The sequence below is a fragment of the Streptococcus sp. FSL R7-0212 genome, assembly GCF_038007985.1.
GTDB lineage: Bacteria > Bacillota > Bacilli > Lactobacillales > Streptococcaceae > Streptococcus > Streptococcus parauberis.
Genome location: NZ_JBBOYF010000001.1, coordinates 927,327 through 950,528, shown reverse-complemented (window position 1 = coordinate 950,528; position 23,202 = coordinate 927,327). Strand labels below are relative to the sequence as shown.

The following is a 23,202-nucleotide window of genomic DNA, read 5'->3' as shown; positions in this document are numbered from 1 at the left end:
TTTACTCTTTCTTGTTTTATTTTTCTTCGCCGATAATGCGAACTTCCCGCTCAAGCGTAACGCCGGAATTGTCCTTGACTGTCTTAATAACATGAGCTATTAATGCTTCATAGTCTTCAGCTGTGCCATTATCAACATTTATCATGAAACCAGCATGTTTATCAGAAACTTCCACACCACCAATTCGATGACCTTTAAGATTGGCGTCCATTATCAATTGACCTGCAAAATAACCAATAGGACGTTTGAAGACCGAACCACAAGATGGGTATTCAAGCGGTTGTTTCAACTGTCTTAAATAATTTAGGCGATCCATTTCTTGAGCAATTTGATCATAATTACCAGGATTTAAAGCAAATTTAGCGGAGATAACAATATCGCCACTTTCTTGAATGGCTGAATGACGATAGCCAAAGGCCATATCACGCGCGGTCAATGTTTTAATTTCACCATCTTTAGTCAATACTTTAGCAGATTGAAAAATATGAGCAATTTCTCCACCGTAAGCACCAGCATTCATAAAGATTGCTCCACCTACGCTACCTGGAATCCCACAAGCAAATTCAAAACCAGTCAAACTGTGACGTCTAGCAATTTTTGTAGTTTCAATCAGATTTGCACCAGCCTCAGCTTCAATAGTATAGCCATCTAAGGTAACAGTATTAAGTTTATTAAACATAATGACAAAACCTCTAATACCACCTTCACGAACAATCAAATTACTAGCATTCCCAAGAACCATCCATGGGATATTTTTGTGATTAGCATATTTGACAATGCGGGTTAATTCATAACGATTTCGTGGAAAAGCAAGATAATCTGCTGGTCCTCCCACTTTAGTATAGGTATAATTTTTTAAGGGTTCATCAAGTCGGATATCAATTCCTTCAAGTTCATTAATCATGATATATCTTCTTTCATAGTAACAATTTTTTTCATAAAAAAATCGGCAAAGTGCCGATTTTATTATATCAAATTTCAGTAAAAAAAACGATATTTCTTAAAAATTAGAACTGCTAGTCTTATATTTTAAGAATTGCTGAGCTATCTAACAGATCAAGACTCTCTTGCAAGAGTGGTGACTGGTTATCAAGTCTTAAAATTGGCTCAAGCTCTAAAAGAGGTACCAGCACAAATGCCCGTTCAGTCATGTAAGGATGAGGAACGGTTAAGTTTTTTGTAGCAATCTTATCCTGATTAAACAAAAGAATATCAATATCAATTGTTCGAGGACCCCATATTTCATGCCTTACTCGCCCCAAGTCAATTTCAATAGCCTGTGTTTTCTGTAAAAAAGATTGAGCACTTAGCTCCGACTCTACTAAGGCTACACAATTTAGAAAATCATTTTGATCCTCTTTGCCCCAAGCAGGGGTTTGATAAAAAGAGGAAACAGCTTTGACATGACTCCTGGTGATTTGGTCAATTAGTCTAATAGCCTCATTCAAGGTCGCTTTGCTATCACCTTGATTACTACCTAAACTAAGATAGATATTGTTCATCGACTACGCTCCAACTCAACTGATACTGAAGTATAATGCCCAGCAATTGGTGGATTTTCTTTGCTTATTTTGATTGTTATAGCATTTATTTTGGAAAATTCATTAAATAGTTTATCACAAATAGCTTGTCCTAAATGTTCAATCAATGCATGCTTAGTCCCTTCAACTTCTGCTTTTACTGATTCATAGACATAGCCATAATGAACCGTATCTTCCACATTATCAGTTTGTCCGGCCTTTTTTAAATCAACTGACATGCAAAGATCAACAACAAAAATTTGTCCCAGTACTTGTTCTTCCTTCATTGCGCCGTGATAAGCATAAAAACGGCAATCATTTAAATATATTTTATCCATTTTTTCCTCACATAAGCTGACTAAAAACGTCAACAATTTCTTTATTAGCAGCCACATTATGGACACGAACAATTTGACAGCCTTTACTAATGGCATAACCCGATAATGCAGCTGTAGTTTCATCACGTTCTATTGCTCTCGTATTGCCTCCCATAAGGTAATCAACAACACGTTTTCGTGAAATACCAAATAATACAGGGAAACCAAGATGGCAAACATCATCCAAACCTTTTAGCAATTCCATATTTTGTTGAACATTTTTTGCAAAACCAAAACCAGGATCAATCCAAATGTTCTCTTTTGCTAGCCCTTTTTCAAGGGCTAAGTTGGCCCGTTCAGCTAAAAACTGGCAAACATCTTTGGTCACATCATTATAGACTTCATCTTCTTGATTATGCATTAAAATTATTGGCACTTGGTACTCGACAGCTAAGTCAATCATCTTACCATCATAGAGACCAGCCCATACATCATTTAGGATATTAGCACCGGCCTCTAAGGCAGCACGTGCGGTTTCTGTTTTATAAGTATCGATACTAACCAAAACATCAAAGTTTTCTTTAATGGCTTTAATTACTGGAACAACTCGTTCAATTTCTTCAGAAGCTGATATAAATTTGTAACCTGGACGAGTAGACTCTCCGCCAATATCAATAATTGTCGCACCATCAGCAATCATTTGTTTTGTTTGTGCCAAAGCTTTTTCAATATTTGTATAAGAGCCACCATCTGAAAACGAATCTGGAGTTACATTTAATATCCCCATAATGGTAGCGTTACTCTCAATGATATGTTTTCCAATTTTCATCCTATTACCTACTTCTCATTAATTAAGCTTAAAATTTCTTTTCTTTCTTCACGATCAGTTTGATAAATACCTCGCGCCGTGGTGGTAATTGTTTTACTTCCAGGTTTTCTAATACCACGCATGGTCATGCACATATGTTCTGCTTCTAACATAACAAAGACACCTTTTGGATGTAAGGCTTCCTCCAACGCATCAGCTACTTGCGCTGTTAGTCTTTCTTGTAGCTGTGGACGTTTACTAGCTACTTCTACGGCTCTGGCCAATTTACTTAAACCAGTCACACGACCATCACTTGGCAAATAAGCAATGTGAGCTTTGCCATAAAAAGGGACTAAATGGTGCTCACACATGGAGTGGAAATAGATATCTTTAACAATTACAGCATCTTCATGATTCTCTGTAAAAACGGCTGTGAATTGATCTTTTGGGTCAGCCTGTAATTCGGAAAACATTTCCTGATACATCTTGGCTACCCGTTTAGGTGTATCTAAAAGTCCTTCACGATTGGGGTTTTCTCCAATAGCTTCTAATAAATCATAAATGGCTTGTTCTGCTTTTTCTATATTCATCGTGCTTAAAATCCTTTAATTTTTTAATTTCCAATAACGTCTAACTTCTGAGATAAAGTAAAGTGAACCAGTAATAAGGTAAAAATCCTCTTTACTCCTCAAATCAATTTTCTCTAACCATTCTTTAAAATCAGAAACCTTCTGATAGTTATCTGGGTACTTTTCAAGTGGATAAGCATTAGGGTAATGAAAAGTCGTCACCGTCAAGTCACCAACCTGATTCAAAATAGCTAACATTTTATCAATTGGTTTGGTATCAATAGCCCCAAATAGGAGGTGAATCTTTTTGTCGCTATATTTTTCCTTCAAAACATCGACCAAAGCTAGAACACTTTCAAGATTATGGGCACCATCTATCATCAAATTATCAGCTAAAAGTTCTGTCCTTCCCAACCAAAAAGCCTCTTTCAGCCCTTGCCGGATGGTTTCATCTGTAATTCTTGGCATTTTTTCTTGCAATAGCTGCGCTGCCATTATGCAAAGAGCAGCATTTGAGATTTGGTGCTGGCCAGGCATGGCCAATTCTAACTGAGGAATCTTGCCAAGCTGTGATTCAAACTCTAAAGCGTCAGCCATGGGGCTTAAATTAAATTGATGGCCATACTCGTATGCAGTCGCATGATTATTAGCAATCTGATTTAAAAAGACTTGTCGTGCTTCTTGATTAGCAATGGCAAAAATAACTCGTTCTCCACCTTTGATTACGCCTGCTTTATGCGCAGCAATCTCCCCGTAGGTGTCTCCTAAAATATTGATATGATCCAAACCGATCGAAGGACATATCACAGCAAAGGCATCAAATACATTGGTTGAATCATAGGTTCCACCCAGCCCTGCTTCGATGATTGCTATATCAACAAGATGAATTCGACCAAAATAGAGAAACATAATTAGCGTTATCAGTTCAAATTCAGTGACTTGTCCGAAATCTGTCTCCTGATTAATTCGATCTGTTAATGGTTTAATTTGCTTCGCACAGGCAAGTAAATCTTCTTCTGATATCATTTTCCCATCTAAGGAAATACGTTCCTTAAAGTCAATGATATACGGGGAGGTGAAAGTTCCAACATGATAACCTGATTTTGTTAATATATGCTGTAAATTATTAACTGTCGAGCCCTTTCCATTTGTTCCTACAACATGTATGCCAAATATATTTTTTTCTGGGTTATCTAATTTTTCAAGTACCCATTTCATTCGATCAATTCCTGGCTTAATTCCAAAAGTTAATTGACCATGAATCCAATTTAGAACGTCATTATAATCCATATTCTTCCTCTTTGTCACAATATCTATAGTATAGCACGAAATAAAAAAAGGAAAAGCGTTGGCAACAACTTTTTCCCTATTATATTACTTTATTTTAATCTGAAGTTTACTTAATAACTTGTAAGCCATTTTGATCAACAGTTAAGGAGATTACCTGACCATCTAATTCTAATTTTTGTAGATCAGTAACGATATTAGCCTCAGTTTCTTTGGGACAAATAATCATTACAGTTGGCCCAGCACCAGAAAGATATGTGGCATATGCATCTAAGCTTTTAGCAACTTGTTTGATTTCTTGAAATTCTTTGACTAACTTTTGACGGTAGACTTCATGAAACATATCATTTTCAATAGCACGACCAGCCTTGACTAAATCACCAGTTAGTAATGCAGAGATTGCTAAATTAGCGACAGAGGAAGCTTTAACTGCTTGCTTATAAGACAAGTGTTGCGGAAGAACTTGTCTAGAATCTGATGTTTTCAATTCATAGTCCGGAATGAAAGCGACTAATGCTGAATCAGGAAAGGGGGCCAGAATATAATCCAAACCAGTATCTAATTGTGAGGCAATTACTAACTGGCCAAAAATGGCTGGCGCTACATTATCTGGATGTCCTTCAATCTGATTTGCTATTGTCAGCTTTCGATTATCTGACAATTCCAAATTGGCTAATTGGTTAGCTAATTCAATTCCTGCCACAATTACAGATGACGAAGAGCCTAAACCTCTGGCTAAGGGAATATCTGAAGTCATTTTTAAATGATGAGGCTGAATATCCGGTGCTAAACGCAGGGCAGTTTGTAGTAATAAATTATCCTGATTATGAGGTACATCTCCCAGTTCATGTTCAACATACCATTCATTTTGTTCTTCAAGAACTTCAATCTCTAAATATTTTGAAACTGCTAGTCCAATAGAATCAAAACCTGGTCCAATGTTTGCGGAAGTAGCTGGAACTTTTATAATCATACTATTCTCCTAAAACTTTGAAGCAATTTAGCAACTGGAAGTCATTCTCTTTTCTTAACTCGTCTATTAAAGTATCTAATTGCTTCTCACTCATTTCATGTGTAATAATAACCACTCTTGCTCTACTGTTTTTAGCTTTGTCTTGGAGTACTTCTTGTAAGGATATATTTTGGTTATTAAAAATGGTAGCTAAACGCAACAGTTGACCTTTTTTATCAGGTGTTTCAATTGCAAAATAATAATGACTAATATTATCATTTTTATCTGTTAGTTTTGTTTCCACTTTAAACTCATTAAAGGCTTTACCAATTGTGTTTTCTTTTAAGCGACGGGCAATCCGAATAATATCTGCCATAACAGATGTTGCAGTTGGTTTTTGTCCAGCTCCAGGTCCATAAAACATTGATTGACCGATGCCGATAGACTCTACAAAGACAGCATTCATAACACCATTGACACTGGCAAGGGGATGATCTTTAGGTATAAAAGTTGGAGTTACACTGGCTGAGACGCCTGATATTGTTTCCTCTACAGTTCCAACTAATTTTATGACATATCCTAACTTTTGAGCAAAAGCAACATCCTCAGGTGTAATACTAGAGATACCTTGATGCTTAACATCACTAAAGTCAAGGGTCATACCAAAAGCAAACTGACTTAAAATAGCAACTTTGTAGGCTGCATCAATTCCTTCAACATCATTGGTTGGATCACTTTCAGCATAACCAAGTTTCTGAGCTGTCTCCAACGCTTGTTCATAAGACCACCCTTCTTCAACCATTTTGGTCATCATAAAGTTGGAAGTTCCATTTAATACACCCATAACACGCGTAATTTTATCAGATGTATAGGAATTAGCTAAGCTTCTTAAAATTGGTATACCACCAGCCACTGCTGCCTCATAATAAAATGCTAATTTTAATTCCTCAGCTAATAAACGAATTTCTTTCCCATGAAGGGCAATCAAGTCTTTATTTGCTGTTACCACATGTTTTCCAGCTCGTAAAGAATCCATGATATATGTCTTTGCGGGTTCAATTCGACCCATTAACTCAATTACAATATCTATATCTTTATCATTAAGTATCTCTTCGATGGAGGTGACAAATTGATAGTTATATCCCCTATCTTCTAAGCGCTGTTTTTCAGCCTCATTTCTCACTAATATCTTTACAATGCTTATTTCTGATCCAGCAGCTTCATTAATTTTATGGCCATTCTCCTTCAATAAAAAAGGGAGTCCACTAGCCACAGTTCCGAATCCTAATAACGCTAGTTTTACTGACATTTTCTTCTCCTAAACTATCAATCTGCGAATAAACTCTACTACATTCCTCATATTATACCAAAAAATACTATTTTTTTATAGTAATCTCATAATCAAAAAATCATTAAATTACTTTAAATTGGATGAGTTAAAACTAAAAAAATGATATAATAATAAAAACAATCATTGGAGCATTTATGACTAGACGTACAAAGAGAAAGAAAAACATTGGCTTAATAATTATCTTTATCTCAATTATTACCTTATTTGCTTTTGCTATTGCAAGTTTTGTTTATCTTCAAAAAACTACTGCTAAGCCGGTTGATAAGATTAAAACAAGTCAACAGATTAAAAGAAACAAACTATCAAATAAGGAAAAGGTTGAGTGGAAAAAAGAATCATCTCCGATAAAATTACCTATCTTGATGTACCACGCTATTCATACCATGGACCCTTCAGAGGCGCCTAATGCAAATTTAATTGTTGATCCTAAAGTGTTCGAGGAACAAGTTAAAGCGATGGCAGACGATGGTTATTATTTTTTGACACCAGAAGAAGCCTATCGAGTATTGGACAAAAATGAGAAGCCAGCTAATAAAGTGGTCTGGCTGACATTTGATGATAGCATGATTGACTTCTACCAAATCGCTTATCCGATTATGAAAAAGTATAAAGTCAAAGCGACTAATAACGTGATTACTAGCTATACTGATGAGAAACGCGTAAGCAATTTAAGCTTGGAGCAAATGACAGAAATGAAAAAGAATGGCATGTCCTTCCAAAATCATACCATTAATCACCCTGATTTATCACAAGAAAGTTCAGAATCACAAACGGCCGAGCTAAAAGATTCAAAAACCTATTTAGACACAAACCTTAATCAAGAAACAATAGCAGTTGCCTATCCTTCTGGAAGATATAGTGATTCCACTCTGAAAATTGCCAAGTCTCTGAATTACAAATTAGGAGTCACAACTAACGAGGGATTAGCTAGCGCCTCAGACGGGCTTCTTTCTTTGAATCGAATTCGCATTCTCCCATCAACAAGTGCTAATCAACTGTTACAACAAATGCTAGTCCAATAATCAAATATTAATAAAAGCTTCTGAAATCTCAGAAGCTTTTTTCTTTTATAGTTTTGAAATGGCTAAATAACGTCTAACTCCTGAGAATGAAACATAACTAATCCAACGGTATCCTTCTGCTTCTAATGTGCGATCATAATTTACAGACATTCCTACTTTGTAAGAAGCAACTGGTTTTGAAGACAAACTTGGCTGACTTCTAACTTCTAAATCTTTTGTCAATACAATTGTTCCAGAAGTATTTGCTACTGGTAGATCTGGTTTAGTTGGTTTGGCAGGTGTTGAAGGTGTCACAACCACATTTTTTGGCACTTCTAACTTTGTTTTTAAAACTGAAAGAAGGTTACCAGCATCAGTTTTATAATACAAGTCAACATGGTAAAGACCTGTCATATTTTTATGGTTACTCAATTTCACAGTCAATGAGTAAGTGCCATCATTTTGTTTTTTAGCTGTATACCAAACTAAATCATCTTGTCCTTTTTCTTCAGACCAAACTGGTATTTTCACTTCCTTTATGGCTAGATTATTATTAACTTCCGAAACTTTGATAGTGAAATCACCATTATTTTGGAGATGATATTCTAATCTACCTTTAGGATAAATATTCGTATCAGTTGGTTTAGGACTAGGCTTTGTTGGTTTATCAGGAGTTGGCGCGACTACTACTTGATCTAGTTGAATGTAACGTCTTGTTCCACTATAAGATAGATAAGAAAGCCAACTCGTGTTATCTGATACTAAAACTTTATCATAATTAATAGTTTCGCCTTGCTTAAATTCAAATTCTATTGGAGCAGCAAGTTTTGGTTGATTTTTGACTACAACTTCTTTTGTGAATGTATATGTCCCACTTGCAGGTAGGGTAACTTTAGTCACTTCTGGAGTTGGTTTTGTAGGCTCTGGTTTCTTATCAGGTGTAGTTGTAACATCAACTTTATCTAACTGAACATAACGTCTTGTTCCACTGAAAGAAAGATAAGAAAGCCAATTTATGTTATCTGCTACTAAAACTTTATCATAGCTTACACTTTCGCCTGCTGAAAAAACAAATTCGGTAGTTGCTGATAACTTAGGTTGGTTTTTGACTGCAACTTCATTAGTGAACGTATAGGTCCCACTTGCAGGTAGGGTATTTGTTTTGTCTATATTTTCGTTTTCAATTTTCTTATCTTTAGCGTCTGCAGGTTTGGTAGCATCTGGTTTTGGTGTCACATTCTTATTTGGTAATGCAACATAACGAAGGATACCACTAAATGATTTATAAACTAACCATTGCGTATTATCAGCATTAATCAATTGGTGATAATTAATTTTTTCACCTTTTTGCCCATAAAATACAATTGGTGCAACAAGTTTGGCTTCATTTCTGACAGCCATATTTTCAGGGTAAATATAAATTCCTTGGTTAGTAATAATTTCACCACTTGTAACCGATTTTTGTGTTGGAACATCTGCTACAATAGTTTGAGGATTTGTTACTTGTGTTGGTTGAATTAGTTCTACTGATTGCGGCGGTTTAACATCAGTCGAATTTACATTAATAATTGAATCAGATACTTGTTCATTAATATTCTCTTGAGCTTTAGTTTCTAATTGGTCTACTTGAATCTGACTATTATTGCTAGTTGTACTTACTGTATTAGTAATTGCTGTATTAGTAATTGCTGTATTTTCAGCAATTTCTTTTTCTTGGTTTGTTGTTTGAATCAAACCTTCGGTTGTAGACTGACTGGTATTGATTTGATCCGCAAAAACTGGATTAGTCAACATGATACTTGCTCCAATCATAACCGAAGCTACCCCATAACTATATTTTCTGATTGAAAAACGACTAACTTGATTTAAAAATGGATTTTTCATGGTTTTGACCTACTTTCTTTTTATCTTACAAGGTCATTATATGAAATAAAAGAAACAATGTCAACATAATTTAGTAATATTTGTAACATTTCTGTAACATAATGTGTTTTCCATAGATAAAAAAAGCCTTTGTTCATTACAAAAGCTTTTTGATGTATTTTAGGAAGACTAATAATTATTATTTCTATTAAATAAAAAGTTGCATATTAGCATTTTCAGAGTCACCAATAAAAGTTGCGACCCCACCATATTCAACAAAATCAAATAATTCCTCTTTTTCAATTCCCATCAAATCCATTGACATGGTACAAGCCACAAATTTGACACCAAGTTCATGTGCTTGTTGAATCATATCTGGTAAGGCATCAACATTTTTATCTTTCATGATGGTCTTAATCATTTTTTGACCAGCGCCACCCATATTCATTTTAGAGAGAGGTAATTTATCAGCACTTGACGGCAACATCATGTCAAATAATTTTGCCATTCCTTTTTTCTGGATGTTGTTCTTTTTAAGAATTGATAAACCCCAAAAGGTGAAGAAAATAGTAACAGACTTGCCGAAAGAAGCAGCTCCTGAAGCAATAATCATTGAAGCAATTGCTTTATCAAAGTCACCACTAAAGACAACCATTGTTGCCCCGTTTTTAGTTTCTTGCAAAACTCCTTCTTTTTGGAGCAAGACTTCATTTGGTGCTACTTGACCACTTCCCTTTTGCAAAGTAGCAACTACATTATTGTTTTCTATCTTATTATTTATAACTTTGTTACCAGTATTGTTAGCCCAATTCTCAATATCAGCAGAGAAGCCAAAATCACTAGCTACAACACGTAATTGTTGACCATCTTGCATACTATCCATGGTTTTCTTAACTTTCAAGATCGGACCAGGACATTGCAAACCACATGCATCTAAATGAATCATCTCATCTTCTGATTTAGTCTTTGGTACAACAAAAGCTTCTTCCATGGCTTCAGGACTTAATACGATTTCTTTTAACTGGTAGTTTGAATTCTTGTAGGTCTTATATCCTCCATCTAGGTTCTTGACTTGGAAGCCAGCGGCAGCTAAGATTCTTACTGCATTATACCCACGTTGTCCAACTTGACAGTAGACATAAATCATTTGATCCTTAGGTAATCCCGCAAGACGATGACGTAGCTGATTCAAAGGAATTTGAAGACTGCCTTCAATTAAGCCAGTAGCTAATTCAAAATCTTCACGTACATCTAAGAAAAAGGCTCCTGCTTCTTTTAAAGCTTTGATTTCTGACCATTGGAATGTTGACACCTTGCCGGCCATCATATTATCTGCTACATAACCCAACATATTGACGGGATCTTTGGCTGAAGAGTATGGTGGGGCATAAGCCAGCTCGATTTCTGCCAATTGGTTGGCTTTTGCACCAAACTTCATAGCAGTCGCAATAACATCAATTCGTTTTTCAACGCCTTCTGTCCCAACCGCTTGCGCGCCCAAGACTCTTCCATCTTGGCCAAAAAGTAACTTCATGGCAATTGGTGAAGCTCCTGGGTAATACCCCGCATGTGAGTTTGGATGAATATGAATCACTTCATGAGCAATGTCAGAATTTATCAGTTGTCGTTCACTGTTCCCAGTTGACGCTGCTGTTAGTTCAAATATTTTAGCCACAGAGGTTCCTTGTGTGCCTGGATATTGGGCGTTTATTCCATTGATAACATCTGCAACCAATCGTCCTTGACGATTAGCTGGCCATGCTAAAGGAATATTAGTCTCTAGACCAGAAACAGTATCTGTCACTTCAATAACATCACCAATGGCATAAACATGTTCAGCTGATGTCTGCATTTGAGGTGTAACTTTTATGGCACCTTTAACACCAAGTTCCAAGCCAGCTGCTTTAGCTAAAGTATTTTCTGGGACCACGCCGATAGATAAGATTGTCAAATCTGTAGGCAGTGTTTTACCACTATTTAAAAGTAAGAGGTTTCCATGATCTACAATTTTATTTAATCCGTCGTTTAAAATTAAATTTATGCCATGCATATTAATTTGCGCATGCAATTGCTGTGCCATCTCAAAGTCAATATTAGGCATGACTTGTGGTGCCATTTCGACTAGATTGACAGAAAGTCCTAGTTCAACAAGATTTTCCATCATTTCCAAGCCAATAAAACCACCACCAATAACTGTTGCACTCTTAACATCATTATCAGCAATATAGGCTTTTATTAAGTCCATATCAGGAATATTTCTCAGTGTAAAGACATTTTTTGCATCTTCTAAACCAGGAATAGATGGCTTAATTGCTTTTGCTCCTGTAGAGATTATTAAATCATCATAGGTTTCGTCGTATTCTTCATGTGTTATATGATTAAAAATTGAAACGGTCTTAGCATTCGTATCAATTGAAAGAACCTCCGAAAAGTTGCGAATATCAATACCATATTGACTGCTCATTCCATCAACTGTTTGTAAAATTAGATTTTCTCTGTCCTCTATGGTTCCACCTATATGATATGGTAAACCACAATTGGCAAATGAAATGTATTCACCCTTCTCAATTAGTATAATCTGATCTTCCTCGTTAAGACGACGAAGTCGAGTTGCCGCAGTCGCTCCACCAGCTACTCCTCCAATAATAACAATTTTTTTAGCCATAAAATTCTCCTATAATATTATAGGATTAATTATATACCCTTATGGGTATATTGTAAAATAAAAAATTTCACCCACTAATTACAATGCTTAGTCCTCTTTTTCTTCCTCCATCAACTCTGTAGCAGAAAATCTTCGATCAATTAATTGTCCAGATGTCTTTAAATGATTCAAATTTTCATCATAAGCACTTGAAAAAGCAAGTCCATAAAGAATATCAAGCAAGACATGGATTGAAATATTTGTCGTGAAATTTCCGATTTTAGAAAAGAGTTTTTCGCGTGTTGTGATGGGAAGAAAAAGATCAACTGACTGAGATAAAGTATTATTTCCTATACTAGTTATCCCAATCCGTTTAATCTTTCGCTTAGCCAGTATTTCATTAATTTCAAGAATCATTGGCGTTTCACCTGATGTAGAAATTAAGATTGCCACCGAATCTTGCGGAATATTATAAGCTTCATACTTCTCCTCACCTGCAGTTGTAACTATATGAATTAATTTACCTAGTCTACGCATTTTTAGGGCAAAATCTTGGGCCAGTAAAATATTAGCATTTTGACCAAAAAGATATATGGTTTTATTTGTATTAAGTATTTGCTTTGCTTGGGACAAATCATCGTGATGAAGTAAAGATATGAGATCATCAATAGTTGACTTTTCCAGCGAAGCAATCTTTGCAGCAAGTGTCATCACATTATCCTTAGCCTTAAAAGGAATGTTAGAATCCACTTTCGTGAACTGACTAGTCAGATAGCGATGTTCCTCAAGGTAAGCATGTTTAAAATCAACCCAGCCCTTGAAACCGAGCTTTTTGGCTATTCTGACTATTGTTGAAGGTTGCGTAAAGGTTTCTTTAGCCAAGGCTTGTATGCTAATTTTTTCTAGTTGTTCTACATGATCGATAATATATCTGACGGCAACAGCTTCTGCCTGCGAAAAAGTATAAGATTCCAATTCTTCTTTGATGAGCATAATGTCCTCCCTGTGGAAACTTTATCTTAACTTTAGCAAAAATATTTTCAAAAATCACCTAAAAAACGAAAAAATTTGTAAACAAGTTTTTAAATGATTCTATATCTCTTGTTTAAAATTTTCAAAATCGTATACTCAAATTAAAGATTAAGAAAGAAGGAAAAAACAAATGGTTAAAATAGCAACTATTGGTGGCGGAAGCTCTTATACCCCTGAATTAATGGAAGGTTTTATCAAACGATACGACCAACTGCCAATCAGTGAAATCTGGTTAGTTGATGTAGAAGAAGGCAAAGAAAAACAAGAAATTGTTGGTGCTATGGCACAACGGATGTGGGATGCAAGTCCTTACGATGTTAAAGTATACTTAACTCTCAATCGTGAAGAAGCCCTCAAAGATGCTGATTTTGTAACCACACAATTCCGTGTTGGACAGTTAAATGCTCGAATAAAAGACGAACGCATTCCCTTTTCATACGGCATGCTAGGACAAGAAACCAATGGCCATGGTGGGATTTTTAAAGCTTTCCGAACTATTCCAATTGTTTTGGAAATTGTTGAAGATATGAAACGTCTCTGTCCAAACGCCTGGTTAATCAACTTTGCCAATCCAGCCGGAATGGTTACTGAAGCAGTTCTCCGCTATGGGAATTGGGATAAAGTTGTTGGACTTTGTAATGTTCCCGTAATGGCTAAAATGGGTGAATCACAAATGTTAGGCTTGAGCGAAGAAGACCTGATTCATAAATTTGCAGGGGTCAACCACTTCCACTGGCACCGTGTCGCAGATAATAACGGTAACGATGTAACCATGCAAATCATTGATATGCTTTATGAAGAAAGTAATGGTTTGCCAAAAAACATTTTCGATATACCATTCTTTAAAGAACAATTACAACAAATGAAAATGATACCTTGTGGCTATCATAACTACTATTATCGTTTTGATGAAATGTTGGCACACGGCATCGAAGAATTTAAAGAAAACGGTACCCGTGCTGAGCAAGTCCGTGCCCTTGAAGAAAGTCTTTTTGAATTATATCGTAACCCAGAACTCAACTACAAACCCAAAGAATTAGAAGAACGTGGCGGTGCTCACTACTCTGATGCAGCATGTGAAACAATTGCTTCTATTTATGCTAATAAAAACACTGAAATTGTTGTCTCTACACAAAATAATGGTGCAGTACCTGATCTACCAGCTGATTGTGCTGTTGAAGTTACTGCTTATCTTGGTGCTCAAGGAGCTCGTGCAGTTGCTTTCGGTCCTCTGCCAACTGCCGAACGTGGTTGGTTACAAGTCATGAAAGCTATGGAACTATTAACCATTGAAGCGGCTGTTACTGGAGACTATGGAACAGCATTACAAGCTATCACGATCAATCCACTAATTCCCTCAGGAGCTCGTGCCAAACAAGCTATGGATGAACTTTTCATTGCCCATAAAGAGTATTTACCTCTGTTTGCTGATACCATTGAACGTCTTGAAAAAGAAGGTATTACTATCAAAGATGACAAAGTCAAAAAAATGTGTGACATATAATACTTTTACTCCACTAGCATCTAGTGGAGTATTTTTTATGCCGATTGACTAGCTTGATCAATACAATTGAAGACAAATGCGTCAGTATCAGGGTGACTAGGAAAATGAATTTTCCCTGATCATAAATGCTATAGTCACTTTTACTCATCATATAGCTCGTCAGTTGGATGTACATGGGGTGGATGAAAAAATAATAGCTACTCAGCACTTTTAGATATGACAGGTCACGATTTTTCCAAAAGCGAGAACGAATGCTGAGATTGAATAAAAAGGAAATAAAGACTGGTGCACTTAGAAAGAAGTTTTTGTCCCGTCCCTGATGATAGAAGATAAAGAGGAACTCTAGACCTAAGAGCGACAAGAATATTACAGTCTTTAATATCGTGGCTTTCGAGAAAGATTTGTGGTCAAATCTGTCATAGAGCAAGATTCCCAAAAATAGGAAAATGGGTACAAAAAAGAGGCTATTTCTAGTCGTTTGAAAAATGGCAAAATACTTGGCCATATATGTCTCAATAAGCTGACCCGTAAATAAGGCGGAATAGGTCTCATAAGTGCCCAAAACATATAAAGCGATGATAGTTACTAAAGTTTTTCCTTGACCGAGTCGCCGACATAGTAAGTGTAAAAAATGCCAGCCCAAAAATAATGCAGGAATATACCAGAGGGTATGAGAAAAACCGAGATAAAGAAAACCAACAAGCAAAGCGGGCAACATAAACCAGTAAGATAAGTTCAAGTGCTCAAAGAATAGAAATGCTAAAGGCAAATAAAGCAAAGACCACCCAACATATTTCTTTATTAGCCCCTTAAAATAGAGTTGACAAGACCCACCACTTCGTTCCTTTTCCCTTAGAAAAAAAGCGGTGCAAACAAGAAAATAGGGGACTGCCATCCGACCAAAAAGCTTTTAAAAATGAAATGCAGGCTATCGCTCTCAAACAAACGACCACTATGAACCACCATCACCAAAATAGAAAAAATATACTGCAAACAAGAAAGCAAGGCAAAATTATAGGATGACCTAGTTTTACCATAAGATTCCTTGATTAAAAATATCATCACTATTTGCATACAAAAAAACTCCTGACAAATAATTTCTTAGAAATGATTTTATCAGAAATTTTGAGAACTCATCCCATCTATCCTAAACGGTAAAAATAGAGCCTGAATTGTAATAAAAAACACACTACTAAACAGCAGTGTGTTTTTTAATTTATTTTCTATCTCGAAAAACAAATAATTGACTGAGAATATAGTTCAAAACAATAATCAGTACCTGACCAACTAATGTTTCAATTGAATTAATTAGTTTGGGACTATCATTTACAAATTGACCAATGATATGTAGAAATGGATCAACAAAGATAAAGGCTAAAAGAACATCCAATACAAGTGTAACTAATCTAGCAAGCATAAATTTAACAAAACGTGGAGCCCACCCTCTACTAACCTGCTTAAAAACAATTGTATCAATTGTATCATTTGTCACAAAAGCAAAGATTAAAGCAATAATATTAACCAAACCAGCCGAAACAGTCGCATCCTGTTAAAAATGAAAAATAATAAGACGGCTAATGATATAAACGATCGTAGTCAGAATACCAAAAATTAGGTAGGAGATAACTTCATTATGAAGTAATTTTTGTAATTTAGTATGTATTTTTTCCTTTACATATTATAGATCCGTATATAAATCAGTCTCTTTTACAATATAGACTGGTCGCTTCTTGGTTTCCAAAAATATTTTCGCAACGTATTTGCCCAATATCCCCAAACAAAGTAATTGTAGGCCACCAATAAATAAAATCACCACAATCATACTAGCCCATCCATTTACACTACCACCGACTGTTAACTTACGGATAACGACAAATAGAATTCCAAAGATTGAAGCTATAAATGAAAGTATACCACTGTATGTCGCAATACTAAGTAAAGCCTCTGAAAAATTAATATAGCCTTCTAATGAGTAACGAACTAACTGCCAAAAATTCCAGGATGATTCTCCAGCAACCCGCTCTCTATTTTCATATGGAATATGATAGGTGTCATAGCCGACCCAAGCAAAAATACCTTTTGAAAAACGGTTAACCTCTCCCATTTCTAGAATACTGTCGACCACCTGTTTCGTCATTAAACGGTAATCTCTTGCCCCGTCGACAATCTTTGTATCCGAAATGATATTAATAACCTTATAAAATAGTTTAGAAAAAAATGTTCTTATTGGTGGCTCACCCTCACGATTTTTGCGACGAGTGCCTACAACATCATACCCTTCTTGAATTTTGTCATACATTGCAATTAATAATTCAGGAGGGTCTTGTAAGTCTGCGTCCATAACAGTGATAAAATCACCACGAGCATGCTCTAACCCTGCCAACATGGCACTTTCTTTACCAAAATTACGTGAAAATGATAAATAATGAACATTTGAATTGTAGTTGCTTATTTCTTTTAAAACATTAAGCGTGTTATCCTTGGAGCCATCATTGATAAAAATGTATTCAAAATCAAGTTGATTTCCTAATTGTAATTCAACTCGATGTGCTTCAGCTAAAAAAAGTTTTATTGTATCTTCCTCGTTATAACATGGTACAACGATTGATAGCAAATGTTTTTTTATTATCATCTATATTCCCTATATAATTAGTCTTGTTAATTATCTAAACCTTATTGTATTTTACCATAATTAATAAATTATGATAAACTTTGGAGTTAGATCCCACTTTTCAAAATAAAAAACTCTCACTGAAGATATAATCAGCGAGATGTTCATTAATCATTTAAATGAGTATTCAAAGTAATAAGTATATGGGCAAATCCAGAAATCGATGCAGCAATAATTAATAAGGTATGACCAAGGACCATCCCAGATAAGAGAAAGATTAAAGTTGGAATAATAGCTAGAGTAATTGCACTCTTAAGTTGCTTTTGTTTCAGATATGATGACCAAAAGTAATAATAGACGAGCAATAAGCATAATTCATAAGTTACATAAAGTATAATAGTACCCCTGTCATATAATCTAAACTCCCATACAAAAATTGGTAAAACCATCAATATCATACAACCATATCTGCCAATTTGTTCCAAAATCGTAATCCACTTAGGTGGAACTTTGGTTAGTTTATTACTCATTTGATAATTCTTAGCATAATGTATATTGGGAATCATCAACAATATGATAACAATAGAATTAAAGCCATTTATCCAATTAAAAGCCATATTCAAACCTTCATCTTCGTTTTCTTAATTATACAACCACGATAATGGATAAACAAGATTTAGCTATCTTGAGTATAATTTAATAGAAAAAACCACTGAGTCTCGGCACTGCACCCAATAAATGAGACACAAGAAAAACACTCCTGTAGAATTCTAGTAAAATAGAATCAGGAGTGTTTTATTATGGTCAAAAAAGCTTACTCGTTAGAAACCAAATTAGCCTGTATTGAAATGAAGAAATCAGGTAAGCCCGAAAAAGTTATTATGGATAGACTTGGTATTAAAAATAAAAGCCAGATATATACATGGTGGCGCTGGTATCAAAAAGGAGAAACGTATCGTTTTCATCAACCTGTAGGTAAGCAATATACTTACGGTCAAGGAATGGAACAGTTATCAGAAGTTGAGCAATTAAAACTACAAGTTGAACTTTTAAAAAAGTATCAAAGCTTGATGAGAAAATCGATAAAGTAACACTCATCAAGCTTGTTGATTACTACAGATATCAGTATCCATTAGGTTTTATTCTGGACTGTTTTAAGGTCTCACGCTCAACCTATTATCGGTGGAAATCTAATATCAAGCCTCCTATTCATGATAGTCTTATCGAAAAAGTTGAAGAGCTCTGCTTAAAATATAAGTTTATATATGGTTATAGAACCATTACAAGTCTTCTAAAGAAAGAGTTTGGGATTAATGCCAATGTAAAGAAAGTCTATCGTATCATGAAGAGCAGAGGGTGGCTATGTCGCACTAGAATAAAGAAGTCCCCTAAATTAGGTAGGCCATACTACGTCACAGACAATAAGCTAGACCGTGACTTTAAGGCAACCAGACCATTACAAAAACTAGTTACAGATATTACTTATCTCAACTTTGGAAAAACTACCTTATACTTGTCATCTATTATGGACCTTTATAATCGTGAAATTGTGGCCTATACTATTTCAGATACACAGGACAATGATCTTGTACTTGATACCCTTAATCAACTTGATTTAGAATCAGGAGTCCTATTACACAGTGATCAAGGATCTGTCTATACATCACATGCTTACTATCTCGCTTGTATTGAAAAAGGCATTACCCGCTCAATGTGAATCGGTTACACTAAACTAGACAGAATTTATAAAGTGTTCTACACTAAAGAAAACAGGAGAACAGATATGTCTAGAAAAATACGTCGCCACTTCACCGATGATTTTAAGCAACAAATCGTTGACTTGCACAATGCTGGAATGAAACGAAGTGAGCTTATCAAAGAATATGAGTTAACGCCCTCAACCTTCGATAAGTGGGTCAGACAAGACAAACTAACGGGTTCCTTCAAGTCTGTTGATAATATGACAGATGAACAACGGGAACTGATTCAACTCAGAAAACGCAATAAAGAACTCGAAATGCAATTAGACATCCTAAAGCAAGCGGCAGTGATTATGGCACGAAAAGACAAGTAATCACTGCAAACAAGGATAAATACAGCATTTCAGCTATGTGTCGTTGGCTGAACATCCCGCGCTCAAGTTACTACTACCAAGTTGTAGATCCTGTGTCAGAGGCTGATCTCGAGGATAAAATTACCTATATTTTCTTTGAGAGCAAGTCCAGATATGGGGCTAGAAAAATCAAGAAATGCTTAGAAAAGGACGGCATCATACTCTCTCGCCGTCGGATTCGTCGCATCATGGAGAGACTCCACTTGGTATCCGTTTATCAGAAAGCAGCCTTCAAACCGCATTCTAGAGGGAAGAACGAAGCTCCTATTCCAAACCGCCTAGACAGGCAATTCGACCAAGAAAGACCACTGGAAGCCCTGGTGACCGACTTGACTTACGTCCGTGTGGATAGGCGCTGGGCTTACGTTTGTCTCATCATTGACCTCTTTAATCGTGAAATCATAGGATTGTCCGTTGGCTGGCACAAGACTGCGGAGCTCGTTAAACAAGCCATTCAAAGCATCCCTTATGCACTAACCAAGGTCAAGTTGTTCCATTCTGATCGTGGCAAGGAGTTTGACAATCAGCTGATTGATGAGATGCTTGAAGCTTTTGGAATCACCCGTTCTCTCAGTCAGGCTGGTTGTCCCTATGACAATGCCGTCGCTGAGAGTACCTATCGTTCCTTCAAACTGGAGTTTATCAACCAAGAAACCTTTCAATCACTAGAAGAATTAGCCCTCAAAACGAAAGATTATGTCCACTGGTGGAACTATCATCGCATTCATGGTAGTCTTAACTACCAAACTCCCATGACCAAACGAATTATCGCTTAAAAAGCACTTTATAAAAATTGTTCAGAAAAGTGTTGCCTTTTCAATGTCTCGAAAAGGGACACCTGCAGATAACGCCGGTATTGAATGGTTTCACTCCGCTTTAAAGACTGAAACCTTTTATCTCCAAGATAGGAGAAAACACAACAAAGTTAGTATAACAAATATTGTTAAAAATTACATAACATTTTATAATGAAACTAGAATTCAACGTCATTTAAAAAACCAATCTCCTGTTCAATTCAGAAAATTGGTATCATATGGAAAGTCAACGAAAAACTAGACACGGAGTTAAGAGAATTTAAGAATTATATTTTTCAAAGTCTTTTGGAGACTTGTAATCAAGACCTGAATGCATCCTTTTTGTATTGTAATAGGTCTCAATGTATTTAAATATTTCTTGAGTAGCCTCAGCTCTTGTCTCAAAATGAGCATCATTAATAAGCTCCCTCTTTAGCGTCTTATAAAAAGACTCCATCATTGCATTGTCATAGGGATTTCCTTTACGACTCATGCTAGATTGAGCACCGACTTGACGAAGAGTAGATTGATAACGAGAGCTTGTATATTGACTCCCTTGATCAGTATGGACAATCAAGCCAGGCTGAGGATGTTCTTTCCCACAAGCTTGTAATAAGCAATCCCTCACCAGTTTATCTTGCATCCGTGAAGACATTGACCAGCCTACAATCTTACGTGAAAAAACGTCGATATTCACGGCTAAGTATAAGGTGCCTTCTTTGGTAGGGATATAGGTCATGTCTCCCAGCCATACTTTATTAGGAGCTGTTGCTTTAAAGATCTGATTAATTAAATTGGGTCTTGAAAGCGAAGCTCCTTTTCTGTTGTAATGTTTATATTTATAACGGCTTCCCTTGGCATAAAGTCCCATCAAGTGCATCAGTTTCCCAACACGTTTCGTGTTGGTCATAATACCAGTATTATGAAGTACCTTGGTAATTCTAACCGCACCATAGCGTCCCTTATGCTCATGAAAGACAGCTTTTATCTTCTCTGAGAGAATTTCTCTCTCCACTTGTTGTTTTGAAGGACGACGATGCATGTATTCATAGAAACCTGAGCGAGAAACCTTAAGAACTTTTACTGCATGCTTAATTTTTATCTTCCCATGATGTTTCAAGAGAAATTCAAAACGTTTTACTTGCTTCGCTTCAAGAAGACCCGGAACTTTTTTAGAAGTTCAAGTTCCTCCTGAAGATAACGATTTTCTTTCTCTAACAATTTAATCTTATGTTGGGCATCAGCTAGGGCTGTCCCATTGCCTGGAAAAGCACTTTCTCCATATTCTTCAACTTCTTGAACCCAGCGATAAAGACTATTGGCATGAACCTCAAGCTCTTGGCTGACTTCTTTAACAGAGTAACCCTCTTCAAGAATGAGTTTTACTGCAGAATTTTTAAATTGTTTATCGAATTTTCTTCTTGCCATAATAAACCTTTCCACGATTTCTCTTAACTTTGTGTCTAGTTTATTATAACCTTTCCAATAAGAGTGTTTTTCTTGTGTCCCACTATTGGGGTGCAGTGCCCTCCCAGTGGTTTTTTATTTGTTAGGCTATTTGCATAGTCACACTATTATTTAAGTGTAACAATAATATACGTTACTCTATGGACGATACAATAGGCTTTTTAGCCCTAACTCTGCCTTTGGCAGGAATTTTGGCATAAAATTGAATCTAGTCCTGCACTAATTACATTTTGAGTAATTTCTTCAGACACTGTTTTATCTAATGCATTAAACCAGTGACTATATGTATTCAAGGTTGTAGATTTATCAGCATGTCCCATTCGTCTTGCTACATATAAAATATCTTTTTGTAAAACATTTATGAGATAAGAAGCATGACTGTGTCTCAAACCTTTTCCTGTTATCACCGGTACTCCAACTTCTTGAGCTTTTCTCTTGATAATTCGACAGATTGTTGATTTACAAAACGGTTCACCAAAACGTGAAATAATGAAATCTGTATCTTGATTGGCAACTTGATTTTTTCGCCAATTTTCCAATACTGATAGTGTCACATCATCTAATTCAATGAGACGTTCTCCTGCTGATGTTTTGGTTTGGTCTTTACGATACCACTTCCCATTTTCATCCTTTTCCAAGGTTGTATGTACTTTCAGGAATTTGTGTTCAAAATCTACGTCTTCCCACCATAATGATAAACCTTCACTCACACGAACACCTGTCATATAATATAACCAAATAGTTGTAAATCTCTGTAACTCTTCGTAATCTTGTAAATCAAATGATTTAATAAAGTTCTGAAACTCAACATAAGTCCAAAATGGAGTATCAGGGTGCTTGCCTCTAGGGTTATCTAATGCCTTGCATGGCATTGATGAAATATATCCTAATCTCTCAGCATATCCCATACAAGCCTTAAATCGTGACCATAAATTCTTTGCATAATTTTTAGAATAATGTTCAATGATGTGCAATCTAAAAGACTCACAATCTCTAACTGTTATGCCTTTTAAAAGTTTGGAGCCAAAATACTGAATAAATAACTTGTGATGTGGCAATGCAGTTTTATAAGTTACAGCCTGAACCTTTTGCTTATAGGCTCTTAGATAAATGCTATTCATGTAACTTTCAAATGTTATATTGTAATTTTCAATACGAAGATTATTATTAAACTCATATCTAATTCGGACTAGTTCATCATACGCTTCTTTCATTGTACTAAATGGTTTACCATACTGATTCTTTCTAGCTTTCTTTTGAACTCGTTTACCTGTTACTGGATCAATACCAAGATCAGCCTGATAAAATATCTTGCCATTCTTATCACAATAAACACCTTTGTACTTTTTCTGATTTTTCGTAGCCATCT

The 23,202-nt window shown here is 35.8% G+C and carries 20 protein-coding genes and 2 pseudogenes; 6 read left to right on the top strand and 16 right to left on the bottom strand.

The features are described 5' to 3' along the window. Positions 1-16: 16 nt before the first annotated feature. The 8 genes from murB to MKY69_RS04870 all read right to left on the bottom strand — a co-directional run bounded on the left by murB (position 17) and on the right by MKY69_RS04870 (position 6,762). Complete coding sequence (gene murB, locus MKY69_RS04905) at positions 17-904, bottom strand: UDP-N-acetylmuramate dehydrogenase (protein WP_013793869.1); 888 nt, start codon at positions 902-904, stop codon at positions 17-19. Between the two features lie 118 nt (positions 905-1,022). Continuing rightward, positions 1,023-1,502: a 2-amino-4-hydroxy-6-hydroxymethyldihydropteridine diphosphokinase gene (gene folK, locus MKY69_RS04900; protein ID WP_003102830.1), complete on the bottom strand. Its 480-nt coding sequence runs from the start codon at positions 1,500-1,502 to the stop codon at positions 1,023-1,025. Beyond that, complete coding sequence (gene folB / locus MKY69_RS04895) at positions 1,499-1,858, bottom strand: dihydroneopterin aldolase (RefSeq protein ID WP_003104931.1); 360 nt, start codon at positions 1,856-1,858, stop codon at positions 1,499-1,501. The genes folK and folB overlap by 4 nt, the downstream gene beginning before the upstream one ends. A 7-nt stretch (positions 1,859-1,865) precedes the next feature. Next, complete coding sequence (gene folP / locus MKY69_RS04890) at positions 1,866-2,666, bottom strand: dihydropteroate synthase (protein WP_003106771.1); 801 nt, start codon at positions 2,664-2,666, stop codon at positions 1,866-1,868. Positions 2,667-2,674: 8 nt separating this feature from the next. Beyond that, complete coding sequence (gene folE, locus MKY69_RS04885; protein WP_003106769.1) at positions 2,675-3,235, bottom strand: GTP cyclohydrolase I FolE; 561 nt, start codon at positions 3,233-3,235, stop codon at positions 2,675-2,677. A gap of 15 nt (positions 3,236-3,250) precedes the next feature. Further along, positions 3,251-4,504 (bottom strand): bifunctional folylpolyglutamate synthase/dihydrofolate synthase, encoded by a 1,254-nt coding sequence (locus MKY69_RS04880; RefSeq protein ID WP_013793867.1) that lies wholly within the window; start codon positions 4,502-4,504, stop codon positions 3,251-3,253. Positions 4,505-4,610: 106 nt separating this feature from the next. After that, positions 4,611-5,474, bottom strand: coding sequence for a homoserine kinase (gene thrB / locus MKY69_RS04875; protein ID WP_003104292.1), 864 nt, complete (start codon positions 5,472-5,474; stop codon positions 4,611-4,613). 1 nt (position 5,475) lies between these two features. Continuing rightward, complete coding sequence (locus MKY69_RS04870) at positions 5,476-6,762, bottom strand: homoserine dehydrogenase (RefSeq protein WP_003104521.1); 1,287 nt, start codon at positions 6,760-6,762, stop codon at positions 5,476-5,478. Positions 6,763-6,938: 176 nt separating this feature from the next. On the opposite strand from MKY69_RS04870, the gene MKY69_RS04865 reads away from it, so the two are divergent. Further along, positions 6,939-7,826 (top strand): polysaccharide deacetylase family protein, encoded by an 888-nt coding sequence (locus MKY69_RS04865; protein ID WP_340791085.1) that lies wholly within the window; start codon positions 6,939-6,941, stop codon positions 7,824-7,826. 45 nt (positions 7,827-7,871) lie between these two features. Here MKY69_RS04865 and MKY69_RS04860 read toward each other — a convergent pair whose 3' ends face one another. From MKY69_RS04860 to MKY69_RS04850, 3 genes are all read right to left on the bottom strand, one after another. Next, a complete protein-coding gene (locus MKY69_RS04860; RefSeq protein ID WP_100083689.1) occupies positions 7,872-9,689 on the bottom strand; it encodes an SH3 domain-containing protein in 1,818 nt (605 codons plus the stop codon). Between the two features lie 187 nt (positions 9,690-9,876). Next, the gene (locus MKY69_RS04855) at positions 9,877-12,333 is read right to left on the bottom strand and encodes an FAD-dependent oxidoreductase (RefSeq protein WP_311982344.1); all 2,457 of its coding nucleotides are present in this window, start codon (positions 12,331-12,333) and stop codon (positions 9,877-9,879) included. A gap of 87 nt (positions 12,334-12,420) precedes the next feature. After that, a complete protein-coding gene (locus tag MKY69_RS04850) occupies positions 12,421-13,305 on the bottom strand; it encodes a MurR/RpiR family transcriptional regulator (RefSeq protein ID WP_003106763.1) in 885 nt (294 codons plus the stop codon). Positions 13,306-13,474: 169 nt separating this feature from the next. On the opposite strand from MKY69_RS04850, the gene MKY69_RS04845 reads away from it, so the two are divergent. Continuing rightward, positions 13,475-14,848, top strand: coding sequence for a 6-phospho-beta-glucosidase (locus MKY69_RS04845; RefSeq protein WP_340791083.1), 1,374 nt, complete (start codon positions 13,475-13,477; stop codon positions 14,846-14,848). Between the two features lie 1,216 nt (positions 14,849-16,064). On the opposite strand, the pseudogene MKY69_RS04835 reads toward MKY69_RS04845, so the two are convergent. From MKY69_RS04835 to MKY69_RS04825, 3 genes and pseudogenes are all read right to left on the bottom strand, one after another. Then, positions 16,065-16,511: pseudogene (locus MKY69_RS04835) on the bottom strand (GtrA family protein). A 15-nt stretch (positions 16,512-16,526) separates the two neighbouring features. After that, positions 16,527-17,480: a glycosyltransferase family 2 protein gene (locus MKY69_RS04830; RefSeq protein WP_062806664.1), complete on the bottom strand. Its 954-nt coding sequence runs from the start codon at positions 17,478-17,480 to the stop codon at positions 16,527-16,529. A 146-nt stretch (positions 17,481-17,626) separates the two neighbouring features. After that, the gene (locus MKY69_RS04825) at positions 17,627-17,989 is read right to left on the bottom strand and encodes a hypothetical protein (RefSeq protein ID WP_231082310.1); all 363 of its coding nucleotides are present in this window, start codon (positions 17,987-17,989) and stop codon (positions 17,627-17,629) included. A gap of 270 nt (positions 17,990-18,259) precedes the next feature. On the opposite strand from MKY69_RS04825, the gene MKY69_RS04820 reads away from it, so the two are divergent. From MKY69_RS04820 to MKY69_RS04805, 4 genes and pseudogenes are all read left to right on the top strand, one after another. Then, positions 18,260-18,550 carry an IS3 family transposase gene (locus MKY69_RS04820; protein WP_003106754.1) on the top strand — a complete coding sequence of 97 codons (291 nt, stop codon included), beginning with the start codon at positions 18,260-18,262 and terminating at the stop codon, positions 18,548-18,550. Beyond that, positions 18,538-19,176, top strand: a complete 639-nt coding sequence (locus tag MKY69_RS04815) for an IS3 family transposase (protein ID WP_340791896.1) — start codon at positions 18,538-18,540, stop codon at positions 19,174-19,176. Before MKY69_RS04820 ends, MKY69_RS04815 begins: the two co-directional genes overlap by 13 nt. Before the next feature lie 66 nt (positions 19,177-19,242). Beyond that, positions 19,243-20,348, top strand: a protein-coding gene (locus tag MKY69_RS04810; RefSeq protein WP_100083757.1) for an IS3 family transposase whose coding sequence is annotated in 2 segments (ribosomal slippage) — positions 19,243-19,519 and positions 19,519-20,348 — 1,107 coding nt in all. Because the reading frame shifts where the segments join, the coding sequence is not laid out codon by codon here. A gap of 22 nt (positions 20,349-20,370) precedes the next feature. Next, positions 20,371-20,628 (top strand): annotated as a pseudogene (locus MKY69_RS04805) (IS3 family transposase); the annotation flags it as partial. A gap of 18 nt (positions 20,629-20,646) precedes the next feature. Here MKY69_RS04805 and MKY69_RS04800 read toward each other — a convergent pair. Together MKY69_RS04800 and MKY69_RS04795 are read right to left on the bottom strand one after the other, a co-directional pair. Beyond that, a protein-coding gene (locus MKY69_RS04800; RefSeq protein WP_096368445.1) for an IS3 family transposase occupies positions 20,647-21,794 on the bottom strand; the annotation gives its coding sequence in 2 pieces (ribosomal slippage) (positions 20,647-21,542 and positions 21,542-21,794; 1,149 coding nt in all). Positions 21,795-22,000: 206 nt separating this feature from the next. Further along, positions 22,001-23,200 carry a tyrosine-type recombinase/integrase gene (locus MKY69_RS04795; RefSeq protein WP_003105757.1) on the bottom strand — a complete coding sequence of 400 codons (1,200 nt, stop codon included), beginning with the start codon at positions 23,198-23,200 and terminating at the stop codon, positions 22,001-22,003. Between the last annotated feature and the right edge of the window lie 2 nt (positions 23,201-23,202).

Bases quoted from the DNA above. Each gene is read 5' to 3' on its own strand.
- folB (WP_003104931.1), bottom strand. From the start codon at position 1,858: ATGGATAAAATATATTTAAATGATTGCCGTTTTTATGCTTATCACGGC.
- MKY69_RS04825 (WP_231082310.1), bottom strand. From the start codon at position 17,989: ATGAGTAATAAACTAACCAAAGTTCCACCTAAGTGGATTACGATTTTG.
- MKY69_RS04870 (WP_003104521.1), bottom strand. From the start codon at position 6,762: ATGTCAGTAAAACTAGCGTTATTAGGATTCGGAACTGTGGCTAGTGGA.
- folP (WP_003106771.1), bottom strand. From the start codon at position 2,666: ATGAAAATTGGAAAACATATCATTGAGAGTAACGCTACCATTATGGGG.
- MKY69_RS04830 (WP_062806664.1), bottom strand. From the start codon at position 17,480: ATGATAATAAAAAAACATTTGCTATCAATCGTTGTACCATGTTATAAC.
- MKY69_RS04820 (WP_003106754.1), top strand. From the start codon at position 18,260: ATGGTCAAAAAAGCTTACTCGTTAGAAACCAAATTAGCCTGTATTGAA.
- MKY69_RS04850 (WP_003106763.1), bottom strand. From the start codon at position 13,305: ATGCTCATCAAAGAAGAATTGGAATCTTATACTTTTTCGCAGGCAGAA.
- MKY69_RS04860 (WP_100083689.1), bottom strand. From the start codon at position 9,689: ATGAAAAATCCATTTTTAAATCAAGTTAGTCGTTTTTCAATCAGAAAA.
- MKY69_RS04845 (WP_340791083.1), top strand. From the start codon at position 13,475: ATGGTTAAAATAGCAACTATTGGTGGCGGAAGCTCTTATACCCCTGAA.
- folK (WP_003102830.1), bottom strand. From the start codon at position 1,502: ATGAACAATATCTATCTTAGTTTAGGTAGTAATCAAGGTGATAGCAAA.
- thrB (WP_003104292.1), bottom strand. From the start codon at position 5,474: ATGATTATAAAAGTTCCAGCTACTTCCGCAAACATTGGACCAGGTTTT.
- MKY69_RS04880 (WP_013793867.1), bottom strand. From the start codon at position 4,504: ATGGATTATAATGACGTTCTAAATTGGATTCATGGTCAATTAACTTTT.
- MKY69_RS04795 (WP_003105757.1), bottom strand. From the start codon at position 23,200: ATGGCTACGAAAAATCAGAAAAAGTACAAAGGTGTTTATTGTGATAAG.
- MKY69_RS04865 (WP_340791085.1), top strand. From the start codon at position 6,939: ATGACTAGACGTACAAAGAGAAAGAAAAACATTGGCTTAATAATTATC.
- murB (WP_013793869.1), bottom strand. From the start codon at position 904: ATGATTAATGAACTTGAAGGAATTGATATCCGACTTGATGAACCCTTA.
- MKY69_RS04855 (WP_311982344.1), bottom strand. From the start codon at position 12,333: ATGGCTAAAAAAATTGTTATTATTGGAGGAGTAGCTGGTGGAGCGACT.
- folE (WP_003106769.1), bottom strand. From the start codon at position 3,235: ATGAATATAGAAAAAGCAGAACAAGCCATTTATGATTTATTAGAAGCT.